Origin of the sequence: Micromonospora sp. NPDC049301 (assembly GCF_040678715.1) — a bacterium.
Lineage (GTDB): Bacteria > Actinomycetota > Actinomycetes > Mycobacteriales > Micromonosporaceae > Micromonospora.
In genome coordinates this window covers 342,458-366,162 of sequence record NZ_JBFAQO010000007.1, presented here as the reverse complement: position 1 = coordinate 366,162, position 23,705 = coordinate 342,458, and the positions used below count along the sequence as shown (strand labels likewise).

The following is a 23,705-nucleotide window of genomic DNA, read 5'->3' as shown; positions in this document are numbered from 1 at the left end:
GTGGGACGGGAGCCGCGGTTCCCGGACGGCTCGCAGCCGGCGTAGCACCCCATCGGATCACCGGCGCCGACGGCATCCCGTCCACGATCGGCCCCGCTGCTGGCGGCTGCGAGGACGGGCGAGGCGGTGGCCGCGGTATACCCCCGGTCACTGGCCCCACGGCGAGGTCAACTCGACACGAATAGCCGACTCGCGCTTGGCGCATGACACAAGCTTCGGCAGATCCGCGCGTCTCGCGCACGTAACGACTTTGGGAGCAATTGAGGTGGGTGTTGGTGGTGGGTTATCGGGCTGCGGCGCGGTCGCTGGCCAGGCGGGTGACAGCGCGGATGATCTCTGGTAGGACATCGCGGCGGCCGGTGAAGCGTTGCAGGGCGCGCCACCATTTTGATCGCGGCGATGGCGTGGTGGGCGGGGATGCGTTGTGAGGACTGGGCTTTGCGTGCCGCCTCGTAGGCGACAACTTCCTCGGGCCGGGCGTCTTTCTTCGGTCTGAGTGGTGGGGCGATGACCTGGTCTGGGTGGTCCTTGGCCAGGCGGCGGTAGCCGGCGTCGACGAGCGTCGGGGGTCGGTGTCGAGGAGGTCGTCGATGCCTTCGGTACGTACGGCGGTCTGGTCGTGTTGTCGGCCTGGGCGGATGGCTACCTACACGGCAGCAGTACCTGGTCCCGTTGATACGTACCTGCCTGGACCCCTGAACCCGTACGCCGACAGTTCGGCCCGCTCGTCGGTGGTCAGCCCGTCGGCGCGGGCGCCGGTGTCGAGTTCGGCCTGCTTGACCCACTCACGCACTGCCGTCTCGGTCAGGTCGAAGTCCTGGCTGACCTGCCGGAGCGTGCGGTCACCACGCTGGCACAACTCGACAATCTCGGCCTTGAACTCCGGCGTGAACGAACGCCGAGGCCGTGGCCGCTTCTTTCCCATGTTCTCCATGATGCTGGACATCCTCCTGGAGACCCCAGGTCCCCTGATCTCGGATGTCCGTCAAAACGGGGCAGGCCCAGGGCGCTTGGGCTGAGGTAAGAGCTGGACATAACGACCCCCGCAGAGCCGGGGTGCTTTCGGGGCAATCTCGCCTTCCACACCAGGGCGCGGAGCGGCTCATCGGAGCGGCCGGAGAACCGGTTCGGCATGCATGGAGGGCTGGTCCAGGGGTAACCGGCCGGGTGCTGGGCCAGCGGGCTTAGGTGGCCCACGACCGCAACGCGAACAGGGGCGGATGACGCGAGATGTGATTGAGCTGCGCGTGCACGGGGTCTCCGGTGTGCGGGCGGAGGCGTTGCTTGATTACCCGGTTCTCGTCCGGGTCGCCGGTGACCAGAACGCCGGTTTCTACCGTCCCCGCCCGGGACTCGACTACTCGTCCACGCCCGCCGACATCACCATTGAGGCCTACCAGTGGCGGAACCTGACCGCGAGCACCGTCGCGCGGACCCTGTCCCTGCTGCTTCTGCTTCCCTTCATGTTCAGCAACCTGGCGGTGTGGATGCGACCCCCGGCCGGTGACGGCGCAGTGGTGAAGGCGCTGTGCCGGTTGCTCGCCGCCACCGTCACCGCCATGTTCGTGTTGTCCGTTGTCGGCATCACCCTGGACCTCGTTGGCTGGCAGTGTGTGCCCTACCATCCCTGCGCGGCGGGGCGGTGGTACCTGTCCTGGCTCGGGGCGCTGCCCGCCGGGGCGCGCCTCGTGGTGCTCGCCGTGCTACCGGCCGCCGCCATCCGCCTCCTGTGGTGGGTGGGTTCGCGATCCGCGCGGGCCTACGAGGGGTTCCGGCAGTCCTACGACACGTCCGCACGGCCCGCTCACGACCGGCTTGACGCCCGTACCTTCTGGAGCGGTGAGACGCTCGTCGGGCGACTCCGGTCGATTCACGTGGCGATCGCGTACGGCACGCTGGACGCCAGCATCCTCATCGCGCTCGCCGCCCGCGAGGACCGGGACCCGATCGGCGGTGCGCTCATCGCGGCGGCGGGCCTGCTCGTGACGGCCTGTCTGATTTTGCTGTGCCTGCCCACGGTGGAGGACCCGTTCGATGACCAGAGCTGGGGCCGACGCGCGACCCGGCCGCTTCGCGCGGCGACCTTCGCGCTCACCGTTCTCACCGTCGGCTATGCCCTCGTGCCGCGTCCCGCCCCACCCGTCGTCGGGCGGTTGCCCGGTTACGACATCACCGTCAGCGGACTGATCCTGGTGCAGGCCGTGCTCCTGACAGCGCTCGCCGTGCTCACGTTCCTGCGGCAGCGGAACGCCCCGCCCCCGGCCAGGGCGTTCTTCCGCGGCTTGGGCGCTCCCGTGTTCGGCTCCATCTCGGTCGGGCTCGCGGCCATCTTCGCCGCAGGGCTCGTCTACCGGGTCGCCGACTTCCTGGACCGGGGCGCCATCCCCACCACGCACCCCCCGAACTTCCGGGGCCCACCGCTGGACCCGCCGACCGCATACCGGTGGGCTGCGATGGGCGCCTTCGTCGCCATCCTGATGGTCACCATGGTGGCGCTCTACGCCGGCCGGCTCACGCGGCATCGGCGCGATCAGGAGGCGGCCCGGATCAGCCAGCAGGACTTTCCGGACGCGCCGCCGGACGCGGCCGGCCGTCTGCGGGCCGTACGCAGGGCAATCAGCAGAGCGCATCTCGCCGAGCAGTTCGCCCCGCTGATCGTCGCCTACTTCACGCTCCTGCTACTCAGCCTCGCGATCACCGCCCTGGACATCGCCAACATCGGCCCGACCCAGCTCGCGGAACAGGCCAGCGGGAACAACAGCAGGTGGGCCCGGATCGCTTCCTACCTCACCGACGTCGGGACCTTCTCCATCGGACTGCTCGCCTTCGGACTGCTGATGGTCGGCGTCCTGACTTATGTCTCCCCGCAAGTCCGGCGCAGCGTCGGCGTGCTGTGGGATTTGGGTACCTTCTTCCCCCGCACCACGCATCCGTTCGCGCCGCCCTCCTACGCCGAGCGCGCCGTACCCGAGCTGACGAAGCGGGTCATCGACCTGAGCCGCGAGCAGAACGTGCTGCTGTCCGGGCACAGCCATGGCTCCGCGCTGGCCGCGGCGGCCATCCTGCAGCTGCCGCCGGAAACCCTGAGCCGAGTCGCCTTGCTCACCTACGGCTCCCCACTTCGACGGCTCTACGGCCACATGATGCCGGCCTACTTCGGCAAAGACACTCTGCGCGAGGTCGGCGACCGCGTGGGATGGCGGTGGCGCAATCTGTGGCGGAGCACCGACGCAATCGCCGGGCCCATCTTTTCCGCCCACCGCCCAGGCAACCCGCCCACCGCCTCGGGCCCAGCCGGCAGCGTCGACATCCGCCTCCGCGATCCCCGTGCGGTCACCGTTCAACCGATGGACACGGTGCCACCGCCGATCCAGGCCCACTGGCCCTACTACACCGACGTCCGCTACTGCGAGGCCGTCCGTGAACTCGCGGACTCCCTCGACCCACCCGACCCCGCAGTGCGCCAGTAGAACCCGTCCCCGTTCTCTCCACCGCCCTCTGGCGAGAGCCGCCCGGTTCGGCCGGGTCTTGACCCGTGAGCCCTGGAAGAACTAGCCGCGTACCGCTGGCATGGGCGGTGGCCGCCATGCCGAGATGCGGGACCGGCCAGCGCGACACCGCGGCGGACGCGCGCAGCGAGGCTTACGCCCTCGGCGGGCTGCTGGCCCGCCGGTTTGCCGGGACTCAACCGCGCCGGCCCGTGGTGGTGCCGTCTAGATCACCCGACGGGTGCCGCAAGCCAGCCGAGCAGGTGCAAGCGGCCGACCAGTAGACGGACGTGGAACCTAGTGAGCTGAAGATAGGTTCGCGGTGTCCGGCTCGGCGGTTGCCCCCGTGGCCGCCGGGCCGGGCCATCTGGCAACGGCCAGCCGCAATCCACCACCTGCTTACTGCCGTAGGGCCCACTCCATGTCTCTGCCCGACCCCGATGACGATCGCCGCCATGGTTCGAGCAGCGCTACCTGTTGGATGGAAGAATCCAGCGACATCTGGCAGGCGTACCACGGCTTCCCGGGCACTGGTGACCGGAGCAGAGGGGAGGGCCGAAACGCTGGCTCGGCTGGGTGCCGCCAGCGGTTCCGTGTCGAACAACGAGCTGGCTGGCCTGCTGCGCCGTTGTTCCCACCTGCACAGTCAGCGGGAGCCCACGGCCTGGCGCGGCGGCCGGTGATGGGGGTATCGGTGCAGCCGCGGACCCTGGTGCTCGGGTGGTGATCGTACGTCGGCGAACTGGAGCGGACACGCCGGTACTTGGTCGGACTTGCCCCCTTCCAGAGAAACTCAAAGCCATCGCTTTCGATGTATGCATTGCCCCGACCTGCTGGTATCTACCGGGACGCAGTTGGGTTGAGCGGGACCGGGGGTGCTGTCTGAACCAACCTCGAAGTGCATAGACAGTCATCTGTCTAGGGATCAGAGGGTTAGGGGTTCGAGTCCCTTCGGGCGCACAAGATTAAGAGGCGTTTGACCTGCCAAAAGGGGGTCAGGCGCCTCTTGTCGTTCCATGCCGACTGGACGCATTGGTGCTCGAATGGTGCTCATACGACGAAGCTGTCCTACGTCCCGGCCTGTCCTTCTCCGTCGGTGTAGCCGCGTCCGCGTCGACTCGATCGTCCGATGTGGGTCGATCATGCGGCCGCGCCCACCGATGCCTGGTGGCGCTTCCACCGTCGTTCTGGCAAGCCGCAACGGCTGATCCGGCTGGCGGTCGTCCGGGCCCGCCAGGGTGGCCAGAAAGCAACATGCTCGCCGCGAGCGCTCGGTGAGGGCATCGGGTCCCTCCCGCGCCCCCGCCCCCCTGCACCGCGCGCTGCCGCTGCACAGGTGCCGGCGGAGGCTACGAGCACAACGCAAATCCTGCCCGAGGCCGTGTCGGGAGGTGGCGCTCGCGTGTCGCGCGTGGCCGCTGATCATAAGGAGGATCGTCCCGGACGAGTGCACGTTGCGTTTCTCGGTGCCGGCGTCAGGTGTTCGCAAGCGGATGGCTCAGTGGGCGAGCGCGGCGCATCAGCGGCGGCGGCCTGGTGGACTACGGTGCTGTTCCCGCTCACTGACGCCGTCCGTGGTCAGTACATCTCGCTCGGCTCGGACCAGAGTAGACAGGTTCCCGTACCCGGCAGGGCCACCGCACCGGCTGGCGTCGACCGGGATTGATCAGCCCGTGGGTCGCGACCGAAGGCGAGCGAGTGGTCAGCGCGGCGGGATCGGCCCTGCCAATTTGGCGTTACGCAGCGTGCGTTCGTCCGGCACCCTGTAGCGGCCGATGTTGAACTGGCAGCCCATCGTGGACTACTCCGGGCCCTGGGATGCCCGTCGTCTCCTGTTCCATGAGCGTTCAGCCAGCTGTCCCTGCCTGCGTTGTGTGCCGTCCCTAAGTTGCTTAAGGCTACGAAAGAAGGGGCTCATGGACGCACTCCTCGCAATCCGGGCTCGCGGGATCACCAAATGTTTCGGCGACGTCGTCGCGCTCGACGGCATCGATCTGGATGTAACCCAGGGGCAGATCCACGGGTTGGTCGGGGCGAACGGCGCCGGCAAGACGACACTGCTCGGCCTCCTGTTGGGCCTGGCCGTCGCCGACAGCGGCCGCCTCGAGATCCTCGGTACGCCGATCGCTCGGGCGCTCGCCGCTCCCGACGGCGTCGCCGGCTTCGTGGATGGGCCCGGCCTCTACCCCTCGCTCACCGCCCGGCAGAACCTCGCCGCCCTGGCGGCTCTCCGCGGTTACGACGCGCGGACCACGGGGATCGACGACGTGCTCGACCAGGTCGGGCTCACCGATGTCGCCGACGACCGCGCAGGCGGTTTCTCCCTGGGCATGCGTCAGCGGCTCGGGCTCGCCGCCGCCCTGCTCACCAAGCCCCGGCTGCTCGTGCTCGACGAACCTTCCAACGGCCTCGACCCGGCCGGCAAAAAACACGTACACAGTGTCCTCACCCGGCTCGCGACCGGCGGAACCAGCGTCGTGCTCTCAAGCCACCGCATGGACGATCTCGAGGCACTGTGCTCCGAGGTCACCATCCTCGCCACCGGACGGGTCGTCTTCTCCGGCCCGCTCAGCAAGCTGGCCGCCGAGAACCGCGAACTCGACTACCGGCTGCGCACCTCGGACCCCCAGGCCGCCCGGCGGCTGGCTGCCAACACGGCCGGGATCCACGTCGACGACGCCGGCGCACGGGACGCCGAGGTGCTCGTCGTGCGCGCGCTGGCACCCGCCCTCGACGAGCTGGTGGTGCGGCTCGTGAACGCCGGCATCGGGGTGCGTGAGCTTGCACCCGTGGTGTCGCCGCTCGAGGCCGCGTTCCTCGCCCTCACCGAACAGCAGGAGGCCATTCAGTGACCGCGACCATCGCCGCCGACCGCGTTGTCGGCGCGCGCCGCGTCTCGGTGGCGCGCGGCTATCGCTTTGAGTTGGTCAAGCTGGTCTCCCAATGGCGGATCCGGCTGTTGGTCCTCGCCTGCTGGATCGCGCCGGCGCTGTTCGTCGCCGCGGTGAGTCAGCAGAGCTCGCTGCCCGTCGACACCCTCTTCGGTCGCTGGATGCACGCCACGGGGTGGGCGGGACCGCTGGTGACGCTCGGTTTCGCGGGCACCTGGGCACTCCCGCTGCTGACCTCGGTGGTGGCCGGCGACGTGTTCGCCTCCGAGGACCGGCTCGGCACCTGGCGCCACCTGCTCGTGGCGGTCCGGTCGCCTCGACGGATCTTCGCCGCGAAGGCACTGTCCAGCCTCACTGTCATCCTGCTGCTCGTGGCCGGGCTGGCCTGTTCCAGCGCGGTCGGTGGGGTCGTGGCGGTCGGCAACCAGCCGCTGGTCGGCCTCGACGGCCACCTGCTGACGCGGGGGGACGCTGCCGGGATGACCATGCTCGCCTGGGTCTGCGTGCTCGCCCCGACCCTGGCGCTCGCCGCTGTCGGACTGCTCGGGTCCGTCGCGCTGGGGCGGTCTCCGATGGGGCTGCTGCTGCCCGCGCTCGTCGCGCTCGCGATGCAGCTTGCCCAGATGCTGCCGCTGCCCGTCGCCGTGCGCCTCGCGCTGCCCGGCTATGCCTTTATCGCCTGGAACGGTCTGTTCACCAGCCCGCCGCAGCTCGGCCGGCTCCTGATCGGGATCGTGGTCAGCCTGGTGTGGGCCGTGACCGCGACAGCGCTGGCGTACATGCTGTTCCTGCGACGCGACTTCACCAACCTGACCGACGACGGTTCGGCGCGCCGCGCGGTCACCGTCGGAGCTCTGCCGCTGGTCGGGCTGCTCGCCGTGACGGTCGGGGTGGTCGCCGTAGCGTCGCCGGCCACGGGCACCGGGGTTGAGCAGGACAAGGTGCAGCGCTCGGTCGCCACGGCATTCGCCCACCTCTACCGCATGCAGACCAGGCAGCTCAACCGCCCCGACGTCACCGAAGCGCAGCTGCGGGCAACGGCGACGTGCAACAAGGGCGGCGGGAAGCTCGCCGCCGAAGGGCCGGGCAACGACTGGCGTTGCGTCGTCTCCTGGCATCTCCCCGACGTCGAGGCCGCGGGGTCGGCCATCTACCAGCTCGACGTCACCCCAGACGGGCGGTTCGTAGCCGATGGCGACGGACCGAAGGAAGTGAACGGCTACTTCCTGGTGCGGACCTCAACCGGGGACGCACCGAACCCGCTCTGGCAGTTCGACGGCAACGTCGAACTGCTCCACACCACGAAGGGATGACTCCATGCAGGTAACGCGCCGCCGTCGGCGTGTGGAGAAGGACCAATCCGGCCCTCTCCGTCGACGCATCGCCCGCCGGCTACCCCTGGCGACGGCAGGCACCACCGCTGTCGTCGTCGCCGCAGGCACCGGCATCGCTTTCGCCCAGACGCACCAGTTCGGCACCGACCAGGTCGGCCAGCTGACCGACAAGGGCCTGGTCGTGTCCGACGACCAGTACATCAACCCGATCGGTGAACGTCTCGTCGTCAACAACGGCAAGATCATGTCGTCCTCGGTCAGCCCGGACGGCACCCACCTGACTGCCTCGGTCACCGACGGTGGGATGGCGCTGGCCATCGTGGACCTGAAGACCTGGAAGGTGCAGCAGCTCGTCGGCAACAACGCTGCGGCGAACCTGCGCATCAGCGGCAACGACGTGGGCCAGGAAGGCCCCACGTACTCGCCCGACGGCTCCCAGCTGTGGCTGGGCCAGGCCGACGGCTACCGCAGGTTCACCGTGAACCCGGACGGCACCCTGGCCAACCCGGCGTTCATCCAGATCCCCCAGGACGGACCCAAGCGCGCGCTGGTGGCCGAGGCGGTCTTCTCGCCCGACGGCACCACCGTGTACTCCGCCGTCAACGGTCAGAACCGGGTGGTCGCCATCGACACGGCGACCGGGGCTGTCACGCAGAGTTGGGCCGTGGGCAACGCCCCCCGCGACGTGATCATGGTCGGCAGCAAGCTCTACGTCAGCAACGAGGGCGGGCGGAAGGCGTTGCCTGGCGAGACCACGATCAACTCGTACAACACCCAGGTGCCGGCCGACCCGTCAACGGCTGCCACCACCACCGGCACGGTCAGCGTCATCGACCTGGCGACCCCGGCTGCGGCCGTCGCCAGCATCGACGTCGGCCTGCACCCGACCGCCCTGTACGCCAAGAACGGGGCGCTGTTCGTCACCGACACCAACAGCGACGACGTGTCGGTCATCGACACCGCGAGCAACAAGGTCGTCCAGACCATCGCCACCCGGCCGTGGCCGGAGGCGACGGTGGGCTACCAGCCCAACGCCGTGACGCTCACCGACGACGGCCACCTGCTGGTAACGCTCGGCCGCGCCAACGCGGTCGCCGTCTACCGCTACACGACCCCACTGGAGCCGGTCAGCTACGTCGGACTGCTCCCGACGGACTACTTCCCCGCGGAGATCGCCACGATCGGAAACGACGTGCTGGTCTCCAACACCCGCGGTATCGACGCCCGTCGACCCACCAACAGCGCCGGGCACGGCACCCACGACACGACGTCGAGCCTGCAGCGGTTCAGGCTGCCGAGCGACAAGGTCATCAAGTCCGAGACCGGCAAGGTCTTCAGCCAGAACGGCTGGACCGGCGGCTCGGTCAAGCTGGCCAAGGGCACCAAGGCGAAGGCGGAGCCGGTGCCGAAGCGGCTCGGCGACCCGTCCACGATCAAGCACGTCTTCATGATCGTCAAGGAGAACCGGACCTACGACCAGCTCTTCGGTGACGACCCGCGCGGCAACGGCGACCCGTCGCTGGCGCAGTTCGGCGAGAACGTGACGCCGAACCAGCACGCGATGGCGAAGCAGTTCGGGCTGTACGACAACACCTACGACATCGGCACGAACTCGGCCGAGGGCCACAACTGGCTGATGCAGGCCGACAACCCGGAGTACACCGAGTCCACGGGCGGTGAGTACATCCGCAGCTACGACACCGAGGACGATGCTCTCGGCCACCAGCGGACCGGATTCATCTGGACCGGTGCGCAGGCAGCCGGAAAGACCGTGCGGGACTTTGGCGAGTTCCACCAGTTCCTGAGCAAGCCGGCCGGGGCGAGCTGGCAGAACCTGTACTGCGACACCAAGAACATGGCTGCGACCGGGCAGGACACCGCCTACAACATGGTCTCGTCCTCGCCGATCCCGTCGCTCAACAGCGTGTCGGTGCCCGGCTTCCCGAAGTACGACACCAGCGTCCCGGACATCTACCGGTACGAGATCTGGAAGCGTGACTTCCAGAAGAACGGGCCGGCGAACCTGAACATGTTCTGGCTCTCCAGCGACCACACTGGTGGCCCGCCGAACGCGGCGGCTCAGGTCGCGGACAACGACCTCGCGGTCGGCAAGATCGTCGACACGATCTCGCACAGCCCGTACTGGAAGGACTCGGCGATCTTCGTGGTCGAAGACGACTCCCAGGCCGGCCTCGACCACGTCGACGGCCACCGCGCCCCGATCCAGATCATCAGCCCCTGGGCCCAGCGCGGCGTCGTCGACAGCCACTACTACACGCAGATCACAATGATCCGGACCATCGAGCAGATCCTCGGGATCCACCCGATGAACCAGAAGGACAGCGCCGCCAGCCCGATGCGTCAGGCGTTCACCCAGAACGCAGACTTCACGCCGTTCACCGCACTGCCCAACCGGACCTCGCTGACCGCGGGTCTGAAGACCCCGCCTGCCTGCAGCCTCGACACGCCCGCGCCGCAGAACCCCCTCGCCGCGGCCGCACCGTCGGCGACTGTGCCGGCGGACAAGCAGCAACTGGCGGCGCAGTGGGACGAGTGGAAGTCGCACCAGCGTCTGACCGGACCCGACGCCAAGCCCGACTACGCGAACCCCGCGCAGATGAACCACTTCACGTGGTACCAGGCGCACGACTGGAAGAAGCCGTACCCCGGCGAGGACAAGATCGTCGCGCCGGAGGACGTGCCCGGCGCCTACATCCCTTCGCCGGAATCCGACGGCTGACGTAGGCCGATCGCGTCAAGGGGCCCCTGACCGGCGTCACCGCTGGCCAGGGGCCCTTCTGTCCCCTGTGTGGCAAATACAGGATTTGACCCATCGATGTCTGCCCGAGCGGATCACTGCCCACCCGAGCGCAAACGCCGCCGCAGCCCGCCGCGAGGTCGAACGCACCAGCCACCCGAACAGGCCCTGAGTTCCCCCCGCTTCCATGGAGCCTCTTGATCATGGTCTGATGGCCATGGGGAGGAAGATCCGTGGCAGCACCGAAGAAGTACCCCGACGAGCTGCGGGCGCGGGCTGTGCGACTGTATCGCGAGTCGGACCCGAAGCCGGTGATCCGGCGTCTGGCTGAGCAGTTGAACGTGCATCACGAGGCGTTGCGTAACTGGATTCGTCAGGCGGAGGCCGACGCCGGCGAGCGCCACGACCGGCCGAGGACGGACCTGCTTGAAGAGAACCGCCGGCTGGCCAAGGAGAACGCTGAGCTGCGCCGGGCGAACGAGATCCTCAAGGCCGCGAGCGCGTATTTCGCGGCGGAGCTCGACCCGACCCGGCGACGGTCATGACGTTCATTTCTGAACACACTGGCCGCTTCGCGGTCGCGCTCCTGCTACGGGTTCTCAACATCGCCGAGTCGACCTACTACGCCTGGACAGTGTGACGGGGTGGCGGTGGTGGGCATTAGAGGGACATGGACATGGACCTGGAGCAGTGGCAGGCGTTGGCAGACCGGCACCGGCAGTGTGATGACGACCCCCGCCGGTGTCGAGACTGCCAGGCCTACTGGCCGTGCTCGTACCGCCTCCGCGCGGACAGCCAGCTGCTCAAGACAGGCCGTGCGGCTGCTATGGGGGCGCAGAGCCCGTTCGTCATGGCGTAGCCCTGCTGGCTGAGGCCTTACCGATGTAACAACCGCCCGGGGTGGTCGCGCCTCTACCGACGTGAAGTCCAGCCCGGGTCAAGGGCACCACCGTGCCTGACCTTTTCGCCATCGCGCGCGAGCGCGCAGCGCTAGCGACTATTGCCGACACGATCATCGCCGCGTCGGTCGACAAAGGCCTAAGAGTGGCCGTGGCCTGCCCAAACTCACACCTCGCCGTGGTCGATCACCTGGCGCAAGCGCTGCACGCCCGCGGCCGCGCCTGCCGATGCCTGCCCGTGAAGCCGAACCCGGTAGGCGCAAGCGGCCCGCCGTCGGATCGGCAGGAGAACAGTTCGACGGTTGTCGTGATTACGTCCGGATCGGCCAGGCAGACCGACCGTGGGGTGCAGCGCGTAAATATCACCGTAGCTTCCGCCGCCCCCACTCCACGCAATGGCGACGTCGGCCACCAGAAGGCAGGGGAGTCGCACCCAACGGCGGTCGGTGTACCGGACATCATTCTCGACTACCACGATCCGGACGGGCCCCTGATCCGTTACATGGCACCCCACCTGTCGACAGGCGACCGGCGGTAGGCCTCCACGGTCCGCAAGATTTACAACGTGGGCACGTGGCTGGCACGCCGCCGCCATCTGATCCGTAGACTCCCGAGGCCACTCCGGAACCGTCCACACCGGTCCGCGTCGCCGTGGTCGGCGCGGGCTCCGCAGCGCCATCGGTCGCGGCCTCGTTCCGCTCCGTTCGGCCCGGTGGCTCCCAACCCCGGCTCCCGACGTGCCCTGGGGAATCCAGCAGTGGGCCCGTGAGGTCGCTCTGTCAGTCTCGATCTTTAATATCGCGGCACAACCAACGAGGGGTAGAAGTCGTGACTGCTGCTCAGGTCGATGCACTTACCCGGATCATGCCGCCAACCCATGGCGCCGACGAAGAGGTGGACTGGGATGCCGCCGAAAAACAGTTGAGCGCCCGTCTGCCGGCCGACTATCGCGCCTTCATGGCGGTCTACGGCGGCGGCAGCATTGGCGGCCAACTAAGCATCCTCCTACCGCTGCCCGTCGACTCGGCGTGGGGCGGCGGGACGATCGCTGGCGAGACGCCAAACTTGCGCCACCACTGGGAAGAGGAGGGTGGGGTAGCAGGCACGGAGCTAGAGGCGGACGCCGTACTGGCCTGGGGGGTCGGCTGCAGCAACCCCGACCTTCTGGGCTGGCTGATGAGCGGCTCAGATCCGGACCAGTGGCCAGTGGTGGTGTACCGACGCCATGTGTCATGGGGCGAAGCCAGCCTGGCGCTTTTTGAATGTGGGATGGCGGAGTTCCTCAGGCGCCTGTTGCTTGGCGAGTTCGACAAGTGCCCGCTCATCGATGTCTCCCTGTGGGGCCGCATCGAGCCTTTCGTCCACTGGCGTGAACAGGACCGTCAGTTCCTAGCCGGCCTCGACCCCATCACGGGCGAGCCCGATCCGTACGCAGACATGTTCCAGAGTTGGAGCCGGCCATAACCGCGCCGTGACCTGCCTCGAAGGTTCCGCCACACGGTTTAAGCGAGAAGGTCGCCCCTCGCAGCGAGTTGGATCGCTAGGAGAGGGACTGGGCCTCCAGGGCGCCGGCCGTTGATCGTTCGTAGTCGATGGGTAATCGCCAGTGGCAGACGGAGTGCCTGCGGCGCAGGTTGTAGAAGTCGGTGATCCAGGTGGCGATCTTCAGGCGCGCCTCGGTGCGGGTGCGGAAGTGGCGGCGGTGGACGTACTCGACCTTGATGGTGGAGAAGGTGGCCTCGGCGACGGGAAGGTCGGTCTGCGATTGCAGCGGGCCAGTCACCGGGATCGATGTGCTGCCGGGCGCGGTCAGCTGATCAGCGCCGACGTTGGTGCGCCAACGACCGGCCGTCAGGGTTACTGGGCGGTGACTGGTTCGATGTGGTGCCGGCGTGCCAGTACGACGATGGCCAGGACCGCCATGGTGACGATGGCCAGGAGTGAGAGGAGGTAGGGCTTGCCCGGGATTACCTGGGCTGAGATGAGGGAGAAGTCCCACATTCCGTGGATGATGGCCGGCACGGTGATGCCGCCGGAGCGGCGTCGGATGAGGTAGAGGAAGTAGCCGGCGACCATGGTGGTCAGTACCTGGGCGAAGGCTACGGCACCTACGGTGAGCAGGTTGGTGGCGTGGGCGAGGGCGAAGATGACCGTGGACCACAGGGCGACCTTTCCTTCGGTGAACCCGGTGGAGCGGAACACGGTCACCCCGAGCCCACGGAATATCAGTTCCTCGCTGGCGCCGATCAGCAGTGCGGAGAGCAGGAGTGTCAGGGTGAAAGTGGCGCCCTTGGTGGCGAGGGCGCCGTAGTCGGTCACGATGAGAGCGCAGGTCCCCATGCCGATGGGCACGACCACGACCCAGCGCTGGACCGGATGGTTATCCCGCAGGACCGGCGGCCACCAGCGAAGCCAGGAGATGGCCGCGATCACCAGCACGACGGAGACCGCCTCCGGAACCGTGATGCTGCGCCACATCTCGTCCAGCGTTCTGGGCGCGGCGTACCTCGTTTCCAGGCCACTGGTCAGGGTCAGTGCCAGCCCGTGGAGCACGACCAGGTAGGCGACGACCATGCCGACGAACGCGACCACGGATAGGCGTCGGCTGTCCGCCGGTAGGAGGTGCCGCGAGTTCGACGGCGGCGTCATGCCACCCTCTGTTCCTTCATACCGAGTCAGGTCCACGCCTCGCCGCCGTATCACGGCGCCGGCTACCCCGCTTCGGCCGAATCATTCCGGCCTGTACCGTGCCAAAACTCTGTTTAAGGCTGTGTGCTGGAGATTTGCCTGGCGGATCAAGCGGCTCGACGATATTCGTTGATGACGCCGCCCAGGACGCGGCGTCGCCGGATCGGCTTGTCGATCGCGACGACCGCGTCGGGGTCGTAGTCGGGTGGATGCTGCTCCAGGCTCTGGTGGGGCCGGTGCCGGACGAAGTGGTCCTCGTAGTCGCGCAGCACGGTGCGGGCGTGCTGTTCGTTGTAGATAAGGACCCGGTCGGTGCACTCGGCCCGGACGCTGCGCACGAAGCGTTCCGCGTACGCGTTCGCCCGAGGCGTGCGTGGCGGTGTCTTCACCACGTCGATGCCTTCGGCGGCGAACACGGCGTCGAACATCGGCGTGAACTTGGCGTCGCGGTCACGAACCAGGTACCGGAAGGCGTTGATCCGGTCGCCGACATCTATCAGCAGGTTGCGGGCCTGCTGGGTAGTCCAGGCGGCGGTCGGGTGGGCGGTGACGCCGACGATGTGCACCCGCCGGGTCGTGATCTCCATGACGAACAGCACGTACAGGCGTCGTAGCGTGATGGTGTCGAGGTGGAAGAAGTCGGTCGCCAGCAGCCCGGAGGCCTGGGCCCGCAGGAACATCCGCCAACTGGCGTCGATCTCACGCGGGGCAGGGCCGACTGAACCGCCCCGAGTCTGGTGGAGTCCTCAGACTGTGACCAGGGCTTGCTGGTCGGGCTGGTGGTGAGCGTAGAACATCGATTCGTATTCGGCTGGCGGCAGGTAGTTCAGGGCGGAGTGCAACCGCCGGTGGTTGTACCAGTCGACCCATTCAGCGGTGGCCAGTTCTACCTGGGCCAGGCTGCGCCACGGCCGCCTGGGTTTGATCAGTTCGGTTTTGTAGAGGCCGATGGTGGATTCCATCAGCGCGTTGTCCAGGGCGTCGCCGACGGTGCCGATGGAGGCGTCGATGCCGGCGTCGACGAGGTGGGTGGTGAACCGGAACGACGTGTATTGCGATCCCGCATCCGAGTGGTGAATGAGGCCCGCCTCGACCGGGCGGCCGTCGCGGTCGCGGCGCCACAGGCCCATGTCGAGGGCGTCCAGGACGAGGGTGGTGTGTTTGGTGGGGGCCGCGGACCAGCCGACGATCGCCCGGGAGTAGACGTCGACGACGAACGCCACGTGGACCACGCCGGCGAAGGTGGCCACGTGGGTGAAATCCGCGACCCAGCAGCGGTTCGGCGCCTGCGCGGTGAAGTCGCGTTGCACCAGGTCCTGCGCCCGCTCACCGGCGGGGTCGGCGATGGTGGTGCGGATCTTGCGGCCCCGCACCACGCCGGCCAGGCCGGCCTGGCGCATCAGCCGCTCGACCGTGCACCGGGCCAGTTGGTGGCCGTCGCGGCGCAGCGCCGCCCAAATCTTGCGGGCCTCGTAGACGCCGTAGTTGGCCTGGTGCACCTGCCGGATCTCCGCGGTGATCTCGGCGTCCCGCACCGCCCGTGCCGACGGCGGCATGGCCTTGCTCTTGTCGTAGGTGCTGGCGGCGATCTTCAGGCCGTGACCGGTCAGGACACGGCAGATCGGCTCGACTCCGCCGAACTGCTCCTTGTGCGCGTCGATGAACGCTACGAGCGATGCTGTGGCCGGTCGAGCTCGGCCGCAAAGAAAGCCGATGCGGCCTTCAAGATCTCATTCGCCCGCCGCAGTTCCGCGTTCTCCCGCTTCAGACGGCGCAACTCCGCCGACTCCTCGCTGCTGACTCCGGCGCGCTGGCCGGCGTCGACCTCGGCCTGGCGGACCCACTTGCGCAGCGTCTCGGCCGACCCGATCTCCAGCTTGGTAGCGATCGATCCGATCGCCTCCCACTCGGTGGCGTAGTCGCCCCGGTGCTCCAGCACCAGACGCACCGCCCGCTCCCGCAGTCTCTCGGGTACTGCTTCGGCATGGTCAGATCCTCTCAAGCAAAGAGGTCTCTACCAGCCTCGGGGCGGTTCACTGGTCCCAGGTGACGGTGCAAACCAGCTCGTCGGGCAGCGTGGCGACGGCTTGCCGCATCGCCTGCTCGACGCGCTCCATCAAAGCGGGGGAAACCCAGTCTGAGCTCGCCCCGGTAAGGTGGCCAGCGTGGCCGGCGAATGCGGCGGTCAGGCGAGGTTCTTCCTCAGGTGAGGGGCTCGGTCAGCTTGTAGGCCAGGGCTTCGCAGAGCGCCGCACGGCTGTGGCGTTGCCAGCCGTCGGCGACACCAGCAGTCAGCTTGCCCGATGCACGTGCTGGCGTGCGAGTTCCTCAGCCTCCTCTTCGTCGCTGGCCAGCGGCGGTGAGCCGATCAGCGGCTTTCGGGCCGTCTCCGGTAGGAAGAGCACGGACACCGTCCCGATCAGTCCTGCCCCGGCCAGTATGAAGCCAGGTACGAGCAGGTTTCCCGTTGCGTGTACCAACGCCTCGGTAACCAGCGGCGTGGTGCCGCCAAAGAGCGACACGGCGAAGTTGAATACCACCGACAGCGACCCGGCCCGGACGTCGGTGGGAAACAGCGCTGGCAGGGTGCCCGGCGCGGTGCTGCTGAAACAGATCAGCATTAGCCCGACCAACATGCTGCCCAACAAGATCGTGGTGAGCGTGCCGTAGCGGATGAGCAGGAATGCGGGCACCGATCCGACGACGAGCAGGCCACTGCCGGCCATCAGCACCGGCCGGCGTCCGGCTCGGTCGGAGATTCGCCCGACGAACGCGATCAGGGCCAAAAGCACGACCATGACGACCAGCACGACCACCAGCGCGCGGGTCTGCGGCAGACCGAGTTCTGTGGAGAGATAGCTGGGCAGGTATGCCGAAAGCATGTAGCTGGTGACATTCCACGCCACGACCAGGCCCGCGCACACCAGCAACGCCCGACGCTCCTCGCTGGCCATACGCCGGAGCTCCTGCCCCAGTCCGGTGGCGCGGACTGGGGCACGCCGGTCCAGTTCCTCGTACGCCGGAGTTTCCTCCAGTTTCACGCGCAGGTACAGCCCGATCAGCCCGAGCGGGCCGGCCAGCAGGAACGGAACCCGCCAGCCCCAGGACAGCATCTCCGGCTCGGACAGCGTCGCGACCAGACCGGTGACCAGCCCCGCGCCGAGGATGTATCCGGACAGGGTGCCGAACTCCAAGAAGCTGGACAAAAACCCGCGGCGCCGATCGGGGGAGTGCTCGGCGATGAAGGTCATCGCCGAGCCGTACTCACCGCCGGTCGAGAAGCCTTGCACGAGCCGGGCGATCAGCAGCAGCGCCGGTGCCCAGAGGCCGATCTTGGCGTAGCTCGGCAGCAGCCCGATGGAGAAGGTCCCGGCCGCCATCAGGATGATGGTCGTTGCCAGCACGCGTTTGCGACCGATGCGGTCGCCCAGCGGGCCGAAATACAACCCGCCCAGCGGCCGAACGAGAAACGCAGCGGCGAACGTGGCGAAGGCGGAGATGAGCTGTACGGGCCGGCTGGCTCCCGGGAAGAAGACCTTGCCCAGGGTCACAGCAACGTAGCTGTAGACCCCGAAGTCGAACCACTCGATCATGTTGCCCATCGCCGTGGCGGCGGTTGTCCGCCGCAGCCTCGACCGGTCGACGACCCGAACCGTGTCTGAAACGCGCCGCCGTCGACCAGGGCGGCGTCGTGCCCGTTCACCCCGGCTGTGGAAACTCTCACTCATCACCGATGTCATCCCCTGATGAGCCCGGCTTACGCCCAGGTACGCCTTCACAATCCCGAGTCGGCTTCTTGCGTCCGAGCTCTTGACTCCGGGCAACCCGTGCCGCCCGAGCGCCTGGCCGGTGATCGTCATCGGGGAGCAGATTGGGAGCAGCGGGGTGCACTGAACAGCCCTCAACTGCACCCAACGGCAGTGAACTGGTGAGCTCTCCGCGGATCCGGAGGTCCCAGCATCCGTGGCTCTCGCGGGCCAGCGCTGGCTCCACCCGTGACCGGAAGCCGGGGACGGGATTCAGGGCGAGCGCCGGGGAGGGAGTCATGGCGGAGGGAATCTCCCAGACGCCCGAGGCATCGGTCACCGCCCCAGCGTTGTTCCGGCTTGGGGTGTTCTGTCCTTGTGTTGAGGATCGGACGAGGTGGGAGTTGTGGGACGAGCGCGGCTCTGATGATCTTTCGGGTGTCGAGACCTAAAGATTATGTTCAGGAGTCGCGTCGTGTCGTCATCTAACCTGCCGCGGTCTACTCGTCGTTAGCATTCACGCCGTCGGTTGGTGCCCGCCGTGGTCTGTTGCGCCGGGGTGTCGTTCGGTTGGCCAAGTGTTGCACCACAGGCATGACCAGCACAGGTTTGCGATGTTGTTAGAACCCGCCGTTGAAGCGGGCGCGCCGGTGGCCGGCAGTGACGTTTCTGGTCGGCGACAACGGCACCGGCAAGTCGACGTTGATCGAGGCGATCGCGGTGGCGGCTGGGTTCAACCCCGAGGGCGGATCAGTCAACTTCCGATTCAGCACCCGAGCCGCAGAGTGGCCTCTGGGCGAGTACCTGCGATCGGTTCGCGGGATCGGTAAGCCACGCACTGGGTTCTTCCTGCGCGCCGAGTCGTTCTACAACGTGGCCACTGAGATCGACCGCCTTGGTGTCGGCAATAACTACGGCGGCGCGATGGAGCGGGAAGCCGACCAGCGCGCCGACCGCGTCGGCGGCGGCAGCGACGGCGTGCTGATCTCGGTGACGGGAGTGGAGCTCCAGGACACCTGGGAGACGGACAAGGGCTGGTCGGTCAACGGCACCGCCAGCATCACCATTACCACCGCGCTGATCGGGCAGACGCCTACGTCGGTCGGCCTCATCTGAGAGGCGGTCGCCACGGACGACGGCGTACGCACCACGGTCAAGAACCGGATCTGACAGCTTCACAAGCGAGGAGACACCGCCTCCACCTGCCTTCGGGCGGGTGGAGGCAGCGGACTCTTTCTGCGTTGCCGGCGTGCCTACCTGCGGCGGTGGTTGACCTGGCCACAGCGGCGGGTTGTCCGGTACTACGCGTTCGTTCCCGACGCGTCCGACCCGCTGAGTGGGCGCGGTGAGGCCGACAGCTTCCTTCACGACGTCAGTCTCGCGCTGGAATGTGTCGGCTTCCGCCGTCGCGGATACGGCAACGACCTGCGGACCCAGCGCGCCGTCCTGCAGGAGCAGCTTGCCGACGCCGGCGAGCGGTGGCGACAGCGAGGAAGCGAATGTGATCGTAGTCGATGGCCTCGACCACATCCCGCGCGAGCAGAACCCGTCGCGCTCGCTCTTGGAGGAGTTGCCCGGACCGGCAGGCATACCGGAGGGGTGTTCGTCGTGCTTGGCACACAGACGACTGGCATCCTGCCGCGGCCGATCCGTGACGCGCTGATCACCGACGACCGGACGGTTGAGCTGCCGCCACTGGCTCCGGGCGAGGTGCTTCGGCTGGCCGATGCCGCTGGACCAGGGGAGTGGCTGCTTCCCGGCCAGCGCGAACGCCTAGTCGCGGCCAGCGAGGGTCACCCGCTTGCGTTGACTCGGACCCAAGCCATCGGCCGGGTCGACCACTGCACCCGGCTTGTGGCAATGCACACTTGAGTCATGTTGACATTCGTGGCGGCCATTGCAGCGTTCATCGGCGGCGCGATCGCCGGCGTCGTCGCTGACGCCATGGCGGACAAAACCCATCGCATGAGACGGTATGTGGCCGCGTTGATCGTGGCTCTCGTTGTCTTCGGCGGTATCCAGGCGGTAGCGGAGCTCCGGTCACAACCGGATGCCGGAACTTCCCCCCAGGACGCGGGTCCGACGACCCCACGGGGATCGCCAACCCCACCGGCCAACGCGACATCGACGCAGGCAAGGCCATCTACGCCGACGACCACGGAACCACCTGCGGTGATGGCGACCTCCTTGCTCGACTTGCCCGCCGTCGATGAAGAGACCAACAGCAGCATCGACCTCGACGAGCCCGGCACGGTGGAAATCAACGGCACGACGTACGGCCGAGCACTGGTCTACGAATGCTCGCTCTACTGCGACGGATCTTCTCCACAAGTACGCGAGGTGACTCTGGGCAAGAAGTTCAGCCGGTTCAAGGCCACGGCGGCCGTCTTGGATACCAGCACCGGCAAGTACCGAATCGACATCACGCTGGACCGCCACACGCCCAAGACATATACCGCCACGCCCGGGAACCCGGCATCGATTAACATCAGCGTGGCCGGCATCTCCCGATTGCGGATCCAGTTGTACGCCCCGGGAAAACTAAAAAGCCCGTTACAGGCGGGCGTAGACGTCGCTGGCGGCAATAACGGCGGCGGCCTGCCCGGCATCGGTCTGGGTGACCCGATTCTGCTCCCCTGAGCGCACCTACCGGGTAGCCGGCGGCAGACGTTCCGGCCGGCGAAGTCCGGCCGGCGGGGGTGAGCAGACCTGGTAGGGGTCGGCGTGTTGCTGCTCGGTGTGGGCGCCCCCTCCGTCCACGCTTGTGACCGACTAGACGCGCTTGATCATGACCAAGCTTGGCGCAGGAGGCAGCGCAGCGAACGTCACGGAGGGCGCTGTGTCACCTGTGACCAGGGACTCGGGCTGCTTGGTCTGCTGCCCTAACGGGCCGAGCGCCGGGCCGGCCGGGGTCAGCGGGCTTGGCCGGGTCCGTAGCAGCTGACGGGTGTCGAGGTCGAAGACGCTCAGCATCGCTGCTTCGATGCGGATCCCGACCCGACGCCCGCCGAGGATTTCCGCGGCCAGGACCAGGTGCTGACCCAGCGACACGCTGCCGGCCCGATTCACGGTCCGGTCCACCTCGACCGCTTCACCCTGCTCGGCCGGCGGCAGCGGTGGCGGACCGGCCGGGCGGCCGCCCTGACGCATCAGAGCAGAGAGGTCGGCGACCGACAGGTGCGAACGCACTGACTTGATCCGGGCGCCGGCGATTAGCAGGTGGATGACGTCGGTGTCGGCCCAGAGCGCCACCGTGACTCCGGACCTGGCCGGGCCGAGCCAGAACTGTTTCCCGGCCACCTGCAGATTGCCAGACGGTGGGACGACCCGGTCGAACTCCGCGACGAGTTCACGGTGCCAACGAAGCAGCGTCGCCGGGGTCACGAAGAACACCGACCAGCGCGGACGGGGCAGCAGCCGCGACAGCACCACCCGGTCGGCGGGTTCGAGGTCGGGGCGGGTCACCTGGCGGCGCAGCACACCCTATGGCGGAGCACCAGGATTTCCAGGTCTTTTGGCCTATCGTCGCGGGCGAGCTGGGACAACATCTGCAGTAATTGGCGAAGCAGCAGGTACACCAACGACGTGCTCATGGCCACGAGCATGACGGCTGCACCGGGCTCAAGCCCGCACTTCAGACGGCCGAACCGGGTACTCGAGCCCCACAGGTGCGCAAGGCAGCGCCGGCCGCAGGCCACCAGCCTTCGATAAGGCGATCTGCCGCAAGCGCAACGTCGTGGAATGCTGCTTCAACCGACTCAAGCAATGCCGTGACGTGGCCATCCGGTACGCCAAGCGCGCATCCCTCTACCGCCCCAGCCTGGTCCTCATCGCCGCCATCATCTGGCTTCCATGATCAGCGGGGCTGCGGAGCGACACCCTCCGCGGCCCGTCAGGACGGCAGTTCGATTAGGGCGAGTTTCCGATCTACCGCCGTCCATGCCTTGCGAGCCCCGAGGACAGGCTCGATCCGAGGAACCGTGTACCAGTTGGTGCCGATGCCGGTGTGCAGCCGCACCGCCGACTCCAGCCCGGGGCCAAGCTCGTAGATGTTGTCGCCGAAGTTCGCCCCGGCGTAGATGCGGCCGCGGTGGGCGACAATCTCTCCGTAGCCGCTGAGCTTGCCGGACCGCAGAACGGTGCGGGTGGCGAGGTCGTACGCGAGCCAACTGCCGCTCGTGCGCTTATAGAGCGCGTAGAGCACGCCGTTGAGGACCTCGACGTGTTGCATGCTGGGCTGGTTGGGCAGCGGCGCGAACCGGTCGACCACCTCGCGACGGCTGATGTCGAATATCGCCACCTGGGCGGTCGGCTCGGTGGGTGGGATACCGTTGCCGCCCCAGGTGTCCCCGGCGATGTAGGCGAGGTCCCCGTCTAGCGCGATGGCGTTCAGCGCCTGGTTCGGCAGGATGTCGAGGCGTACCTCCATCTTCCCGGTCGCTGGGTCCAGGAGCGTGAGGGCGCCCTGTAGGCTGCCGTAACGCGGGGCCGACGCGATCAGGACGAGGCCCGACGGCTTGTGGTGCACCACGTCCCAGGGCCGCTGCTGATTGTTGTCGATCCTGCCGAAGCTGCGCACCCGACCGGTCCGTGGGTCCAGGTCGATGACCTCCCCGCTCGGGTACAGGGCACTGATCATCCGGTTCCGCCACGCGGCGATGTCCTTGGCCTCACCGGCGACGGGATACCGGCGGCTGATGCCACGAGCGGGTTCGTGCACGGTGATTGCGAAGTGCCCGCCCACATACACCGAGCCGTCGGGCGCCGCGCACATCGACTGGAGAAGTTCGGGTCCGGCGGCCCGCGTGTCGTTGGTCAGATCGTCCTGCTCCACCGTGTTCCGGCCGGGCGCGAGGATGGACACCCGACCGCTGCCGTTGGCGGCGAAGACGGTGCCGTCGGAGAGCAGCGCCACGCCGCGTCCCTCGTCGCCTTCCGGGCCCTGGGCGATTCTGGCCAACCGGTCGCCCTCCCGGCGGAGAATCGATCCGGTCAGCCGTCCGAGGGCGAGCAGCCCACCGTCGCCCGTGACGGTCAGGGAGTCGACCAGGTACTCCTCGTCGGCAGGCACCTCGACGTAGCCGGAGCCGTCGCGGGCGATGTCGTGGACCCCGAAGGAGGATGCGGCGTAGACGCGGTCGCTACCCGCGGCCAGTGCGCCTAGACCCGAATCGAGCGGAGTGCCGACGGGCATGATGTCGACCTTCGCCCCGGTGCTGCGGTCGATCCGGACGATGTGGGCGGGGATCGTGCCCGCGTAGACGTAGGTCTCGTCCGCGGCGAGCAGGCGGGCGTACTGGGATCCGGGGAAGGCGCGCCCGAGGTTGGTCAGCGTTCCGGTCGCCGGCTGCAGGGACCACACTTCACCACGGGGATAGGTGCCGAAGTAGACGACGCCGTCCGGCGCGGTGGTGGCGGCGAACACGATCGTGCCCGACGGGCCGATGGTGCCGAGTCGCCGGGCCACCCTGGTCGCCGGGTCGTACTCGACAATGTCGCCGAACGAGTACGTTCCGATGTAGACCTTGCCGCCGGAGACGGTGCAGGCCCACCCGCCGTCGCCCCGCTCGAGCGAGACCACGTCGGTCACGGTGCGGGACACGATGTCGTATGTGACCACCTTCGGCGGCGTCTGCCCCCGGGTGACGAAGTACCCGGTGGTGCCGTCCACGGCCATGCCGACGATGGCCGCGCTCAGCGACGCCGGGCCGAACTGCCCCGGCCGACGTAGTCCGTCGGCTGCGGCCGGCAGTTCGCCGAGCACGCTGCCGCCCAGCGCGGACAGTGCCGTTAGTTGAATCACGTTACGTCGGTTGAGATGCGTCATGCGCCTGCTCCTCTTCCATAAGAGATCTCTCGAAGTCGGGCCCCTATCCGCAGCCCGTGGGAGTCCGGCTGGCA

General features: G+C 67.8%; 16 protein-coding genes and 2 pseudogenes. 10 read left to right on the top strand and 8 right to left on the bottom strand.

Features of this window, described 5'->3' with window-relative positions:
• Positions 1-646 precede the first annotated feature (646 nt).
• The gene (locus AB0K07_RS22900) at positions 647-934 is read right to left on the bottom strand and encodes a transposase (protein WP_363757441.1); all 288 of its coding nucleotides are present in this window, start codon (positions 932-934) and stop codon (positions 647-649) included.
• Positions 935-1,265: 331 nt separating this feature from the next.
• Between AB0K07_RS22900 and AB0K07_RS22895 the strand changes: the two genes are divergently transcribed.
• The 7 genes and pseudogenes from AB0K07_RS22895 to AB0K07_RS22865 all read left to right on the top strand — a co-directional run bounded on the left by AB0K07_RS22895 (position 1,266) and on the right by AB0K07_RS22865 (position 12,834).
• Complete coding sequence (locus AB0K07_RS22895) at positions 1,266-3,470, top strand: hypothetical protein (protein ID WP_363757440.1); 2,205 nt, start codon at positions 1,266-1,268, stop codon at positions 3,468-3,470.
• A 1,793-nt stretch (positions 3,471-5,263) separates the two neighbouring features.
• The gene (locus tag AB0K07_RS22890) at positions 5,264-6,340 is read left to right on the top strand and encodes an ABC transporter ATP-binding protein (protein WP_363757439.1); all 1,077 of its coding nucleotides are present in this window, start codon (positions 5,264-5,266) and stop codon (positions 6,338-6,340) included.
• Positions 6,337-7,692 carry an ABC transporter permease gene (locus tag AB0K07_RS22885; RefSeq protein WP_363757438.1) on the top strand — a complete coding sequence of 452 codons (1,356 nt, stop codon included), beginning with the start codon at positions 6,337-6,339 and terminating at the stop codon, positions 7,690-7,692. The genes AB0K07_RS22890 and AB0K07_RS22885 overlap by 4 nt, the downstream gene beginning before the upstream one ends.
• Before the next feature lie 4 nt (positions 7,693-7,696).
• Positions 7,697-10,453 carry a bifunctional YncE family protein/alkaline phosphatase family protein gene (locus tag AB0K07_RS22880; protein WP_363757437.1) on the top strand — a complete coding sequence of 919 codons (2,757 nt, stop codon included), beginning with the start codon at positions 7,697-7,699 and terminating at the stop codon, positions 10,451-10,453.
• Between the two features lie 251 nt (positions 10,454-10,704).
• Positions 10,705-10,995 (top strand): annotated as a pseudogene (locus AB0K07_RS22875) (transposase); the annotation flags it as partial.
• 427 nt (positions 10,996-11,422) lie between these two features.
• Positions 11,423-11,908: a hypothetical protein gene (locus AB0K07_RS22870; RefSeq protein WP_363757436.1), complete on the top strand. Its 486-nt coding sequence runs from the start codon at positions 11,423-11,425 to the stop codon at positions 11,906-11,908.
• Between the two features lie 290 nt (positions 11,909-12,198).
• Complete coding sequence (locus tag AB0K07_RS22865) at positions 12,199-12,834, top strand: SMI1/KNR4 family protein (RefSeq protein WP_363757435.1); 636 nt, start codon at positions 12,199-12,201, stop codon at positions 12,832-12,834.
• A gap of 76 nt (positions 12,835-12,910) precedes the next feature.
• On the opposite strand, the gene AB0K07_RS22860 is transcribed toward AB0K07_RS22865, so the two are convergent.
• The 5 genes from AB0K07_RS22860 to AB0K07_RS22840 form a co-directional block, all read right to left on the bottom strand.
• The gene (locus tag AB0K07_RS22860; protein ID WP_363757434.1) at positions 12,911-13,153 is read right to left on the bottom strand and encodes an IS3 family transposase; all 243 of its coding nucleotides are present in this window, start codon (positions 13,151-13,153) and stop codon (positions 12,911-12,913) included.
• A 74-nt stretch (positions 13,154-13,227) separates the two neighbouring features.
• Positions 13,228-14,019 carry a CPBP family intramembrane glutamic endopeptidase gene (locus AB0K07_RS22855; RefSeq protein ID WP_363757433.1) on the bottom strand — a complete coding sequence of 264 codons (792 nt, stop codon included), beginning with the start codon at positions 14,017-14,019 and terminating at the stop codon, positions 13,228-13,230.
• 146 nt (positions 14,020-14,165) lie between these two features.
• Positions 14,166-14,738 (bottom strand): integrase core domain-containing protein, encoded by a 573-nt coding sequence (locus AB0K07_RS22850; RefSeq protein ID WP_363757432.1) that lies wholly within the window; start codon positions 14,736-14,738, stop codon positions 14,166-14,168.
• 66 nt (positions 14,739-14,804) lie between these two features.
• Positions 14,805-16,060 (bottom strand): IS3 family transposase gene (locus AB0K07_RS22845; RefSeq protein ID WP_363757431.1). Its coding sequence is split into 2 segments (ribosomal slippage): positions 14,805-15,769 and positions 15,769-16,060, totalling 1,257 coding nucleotides; the frame shifts between segments, so codons are not numbered across the junction.
• Between the two features lie 289 nt (positions 16,061-16,349).
• Entirely contained in the window at positions 16,350-17,660 is a 1,311-nt protein-coding gene (locus tag AB0K07_RS22840) for an MFS transporter (RefSeq protein ID WP_363757476.1), read from the bottom strand.
• An 804-nt stretch (positions 17,661-18,464) separates the two neighbouring features.
• Between AB0K07_RS22840 and AB0K07_RS22835 the strand changes: the two genes are divergently transcribed.
• On the top strand, positions 18,465-18,920 hold the full coding sequence (locus tag AB0K07_RS22835; protein ID WP_363757430.1) for an AAA family ATPase: 456 nt from the start codon (positions 18,465-18,467) through the stop codon (positions 18,918-18,920).
• Between the two features lie 759 nt (positions 18,921-19,679).
• A complete protein-coding gene (locus AB0K07_RS22830; RefSeq protein WP_363757429.1) occupies positions 19,680-20,444 on the top strand; it encodes a hypothetical protein in 765 nt (254 codons plus the stop codon).
• A gap of 132 nt (positions 20,445-20,576) precedes the next feature.
• Here AB0K07_RS22830 and AB0K07_RS22825 read toward each other — a convergent pair whose 3' ends face one another.
• The gene (locus tag AB0K07_RS22825; protein WP_363757428.1) at positions 20,577-21,269 is read right to left on the bottom strand and encodes a hypothetical protein; all 693 of its coding nucleotides are present in this window, start codon (positions 21,267-21,269) and stop codon (positions 20,577-20,579) included.
• A 226-nt stretch (positions 21,270-21,495) separates the two neighbouring features.
• On the opposite strand from AB0K07_RS22825, the pseudogene AB0K07_RS22820 reads away from it, so the two are divergent.
• A pseudogene (locus AB0K07_RS22820) lies at positions 21,496-21,660 on the top strand (IS5/IS1182 family transposase); the annotation flags it as partial.
• A 36-nt stretch (positions 21,661-21,696) separates the two neighbouring features.
• Here AB0K07_RS22820 and AB0K07_RS22815 read toward each other — a convergent pair.
• Positions 21,697-23,631 (bottom strand): hypothetical protein, encoded by a 1,935-nt coding sequence (locus AB0K07_RS22815; RefSeq protein ID WP_363757427.1) that lies wholly within the window; start codon positions 23,629-23,631, stop codon positions 21,697-21,699.
• Positions 23,632-23,705 lie beyond the last annotated feature (74 nt).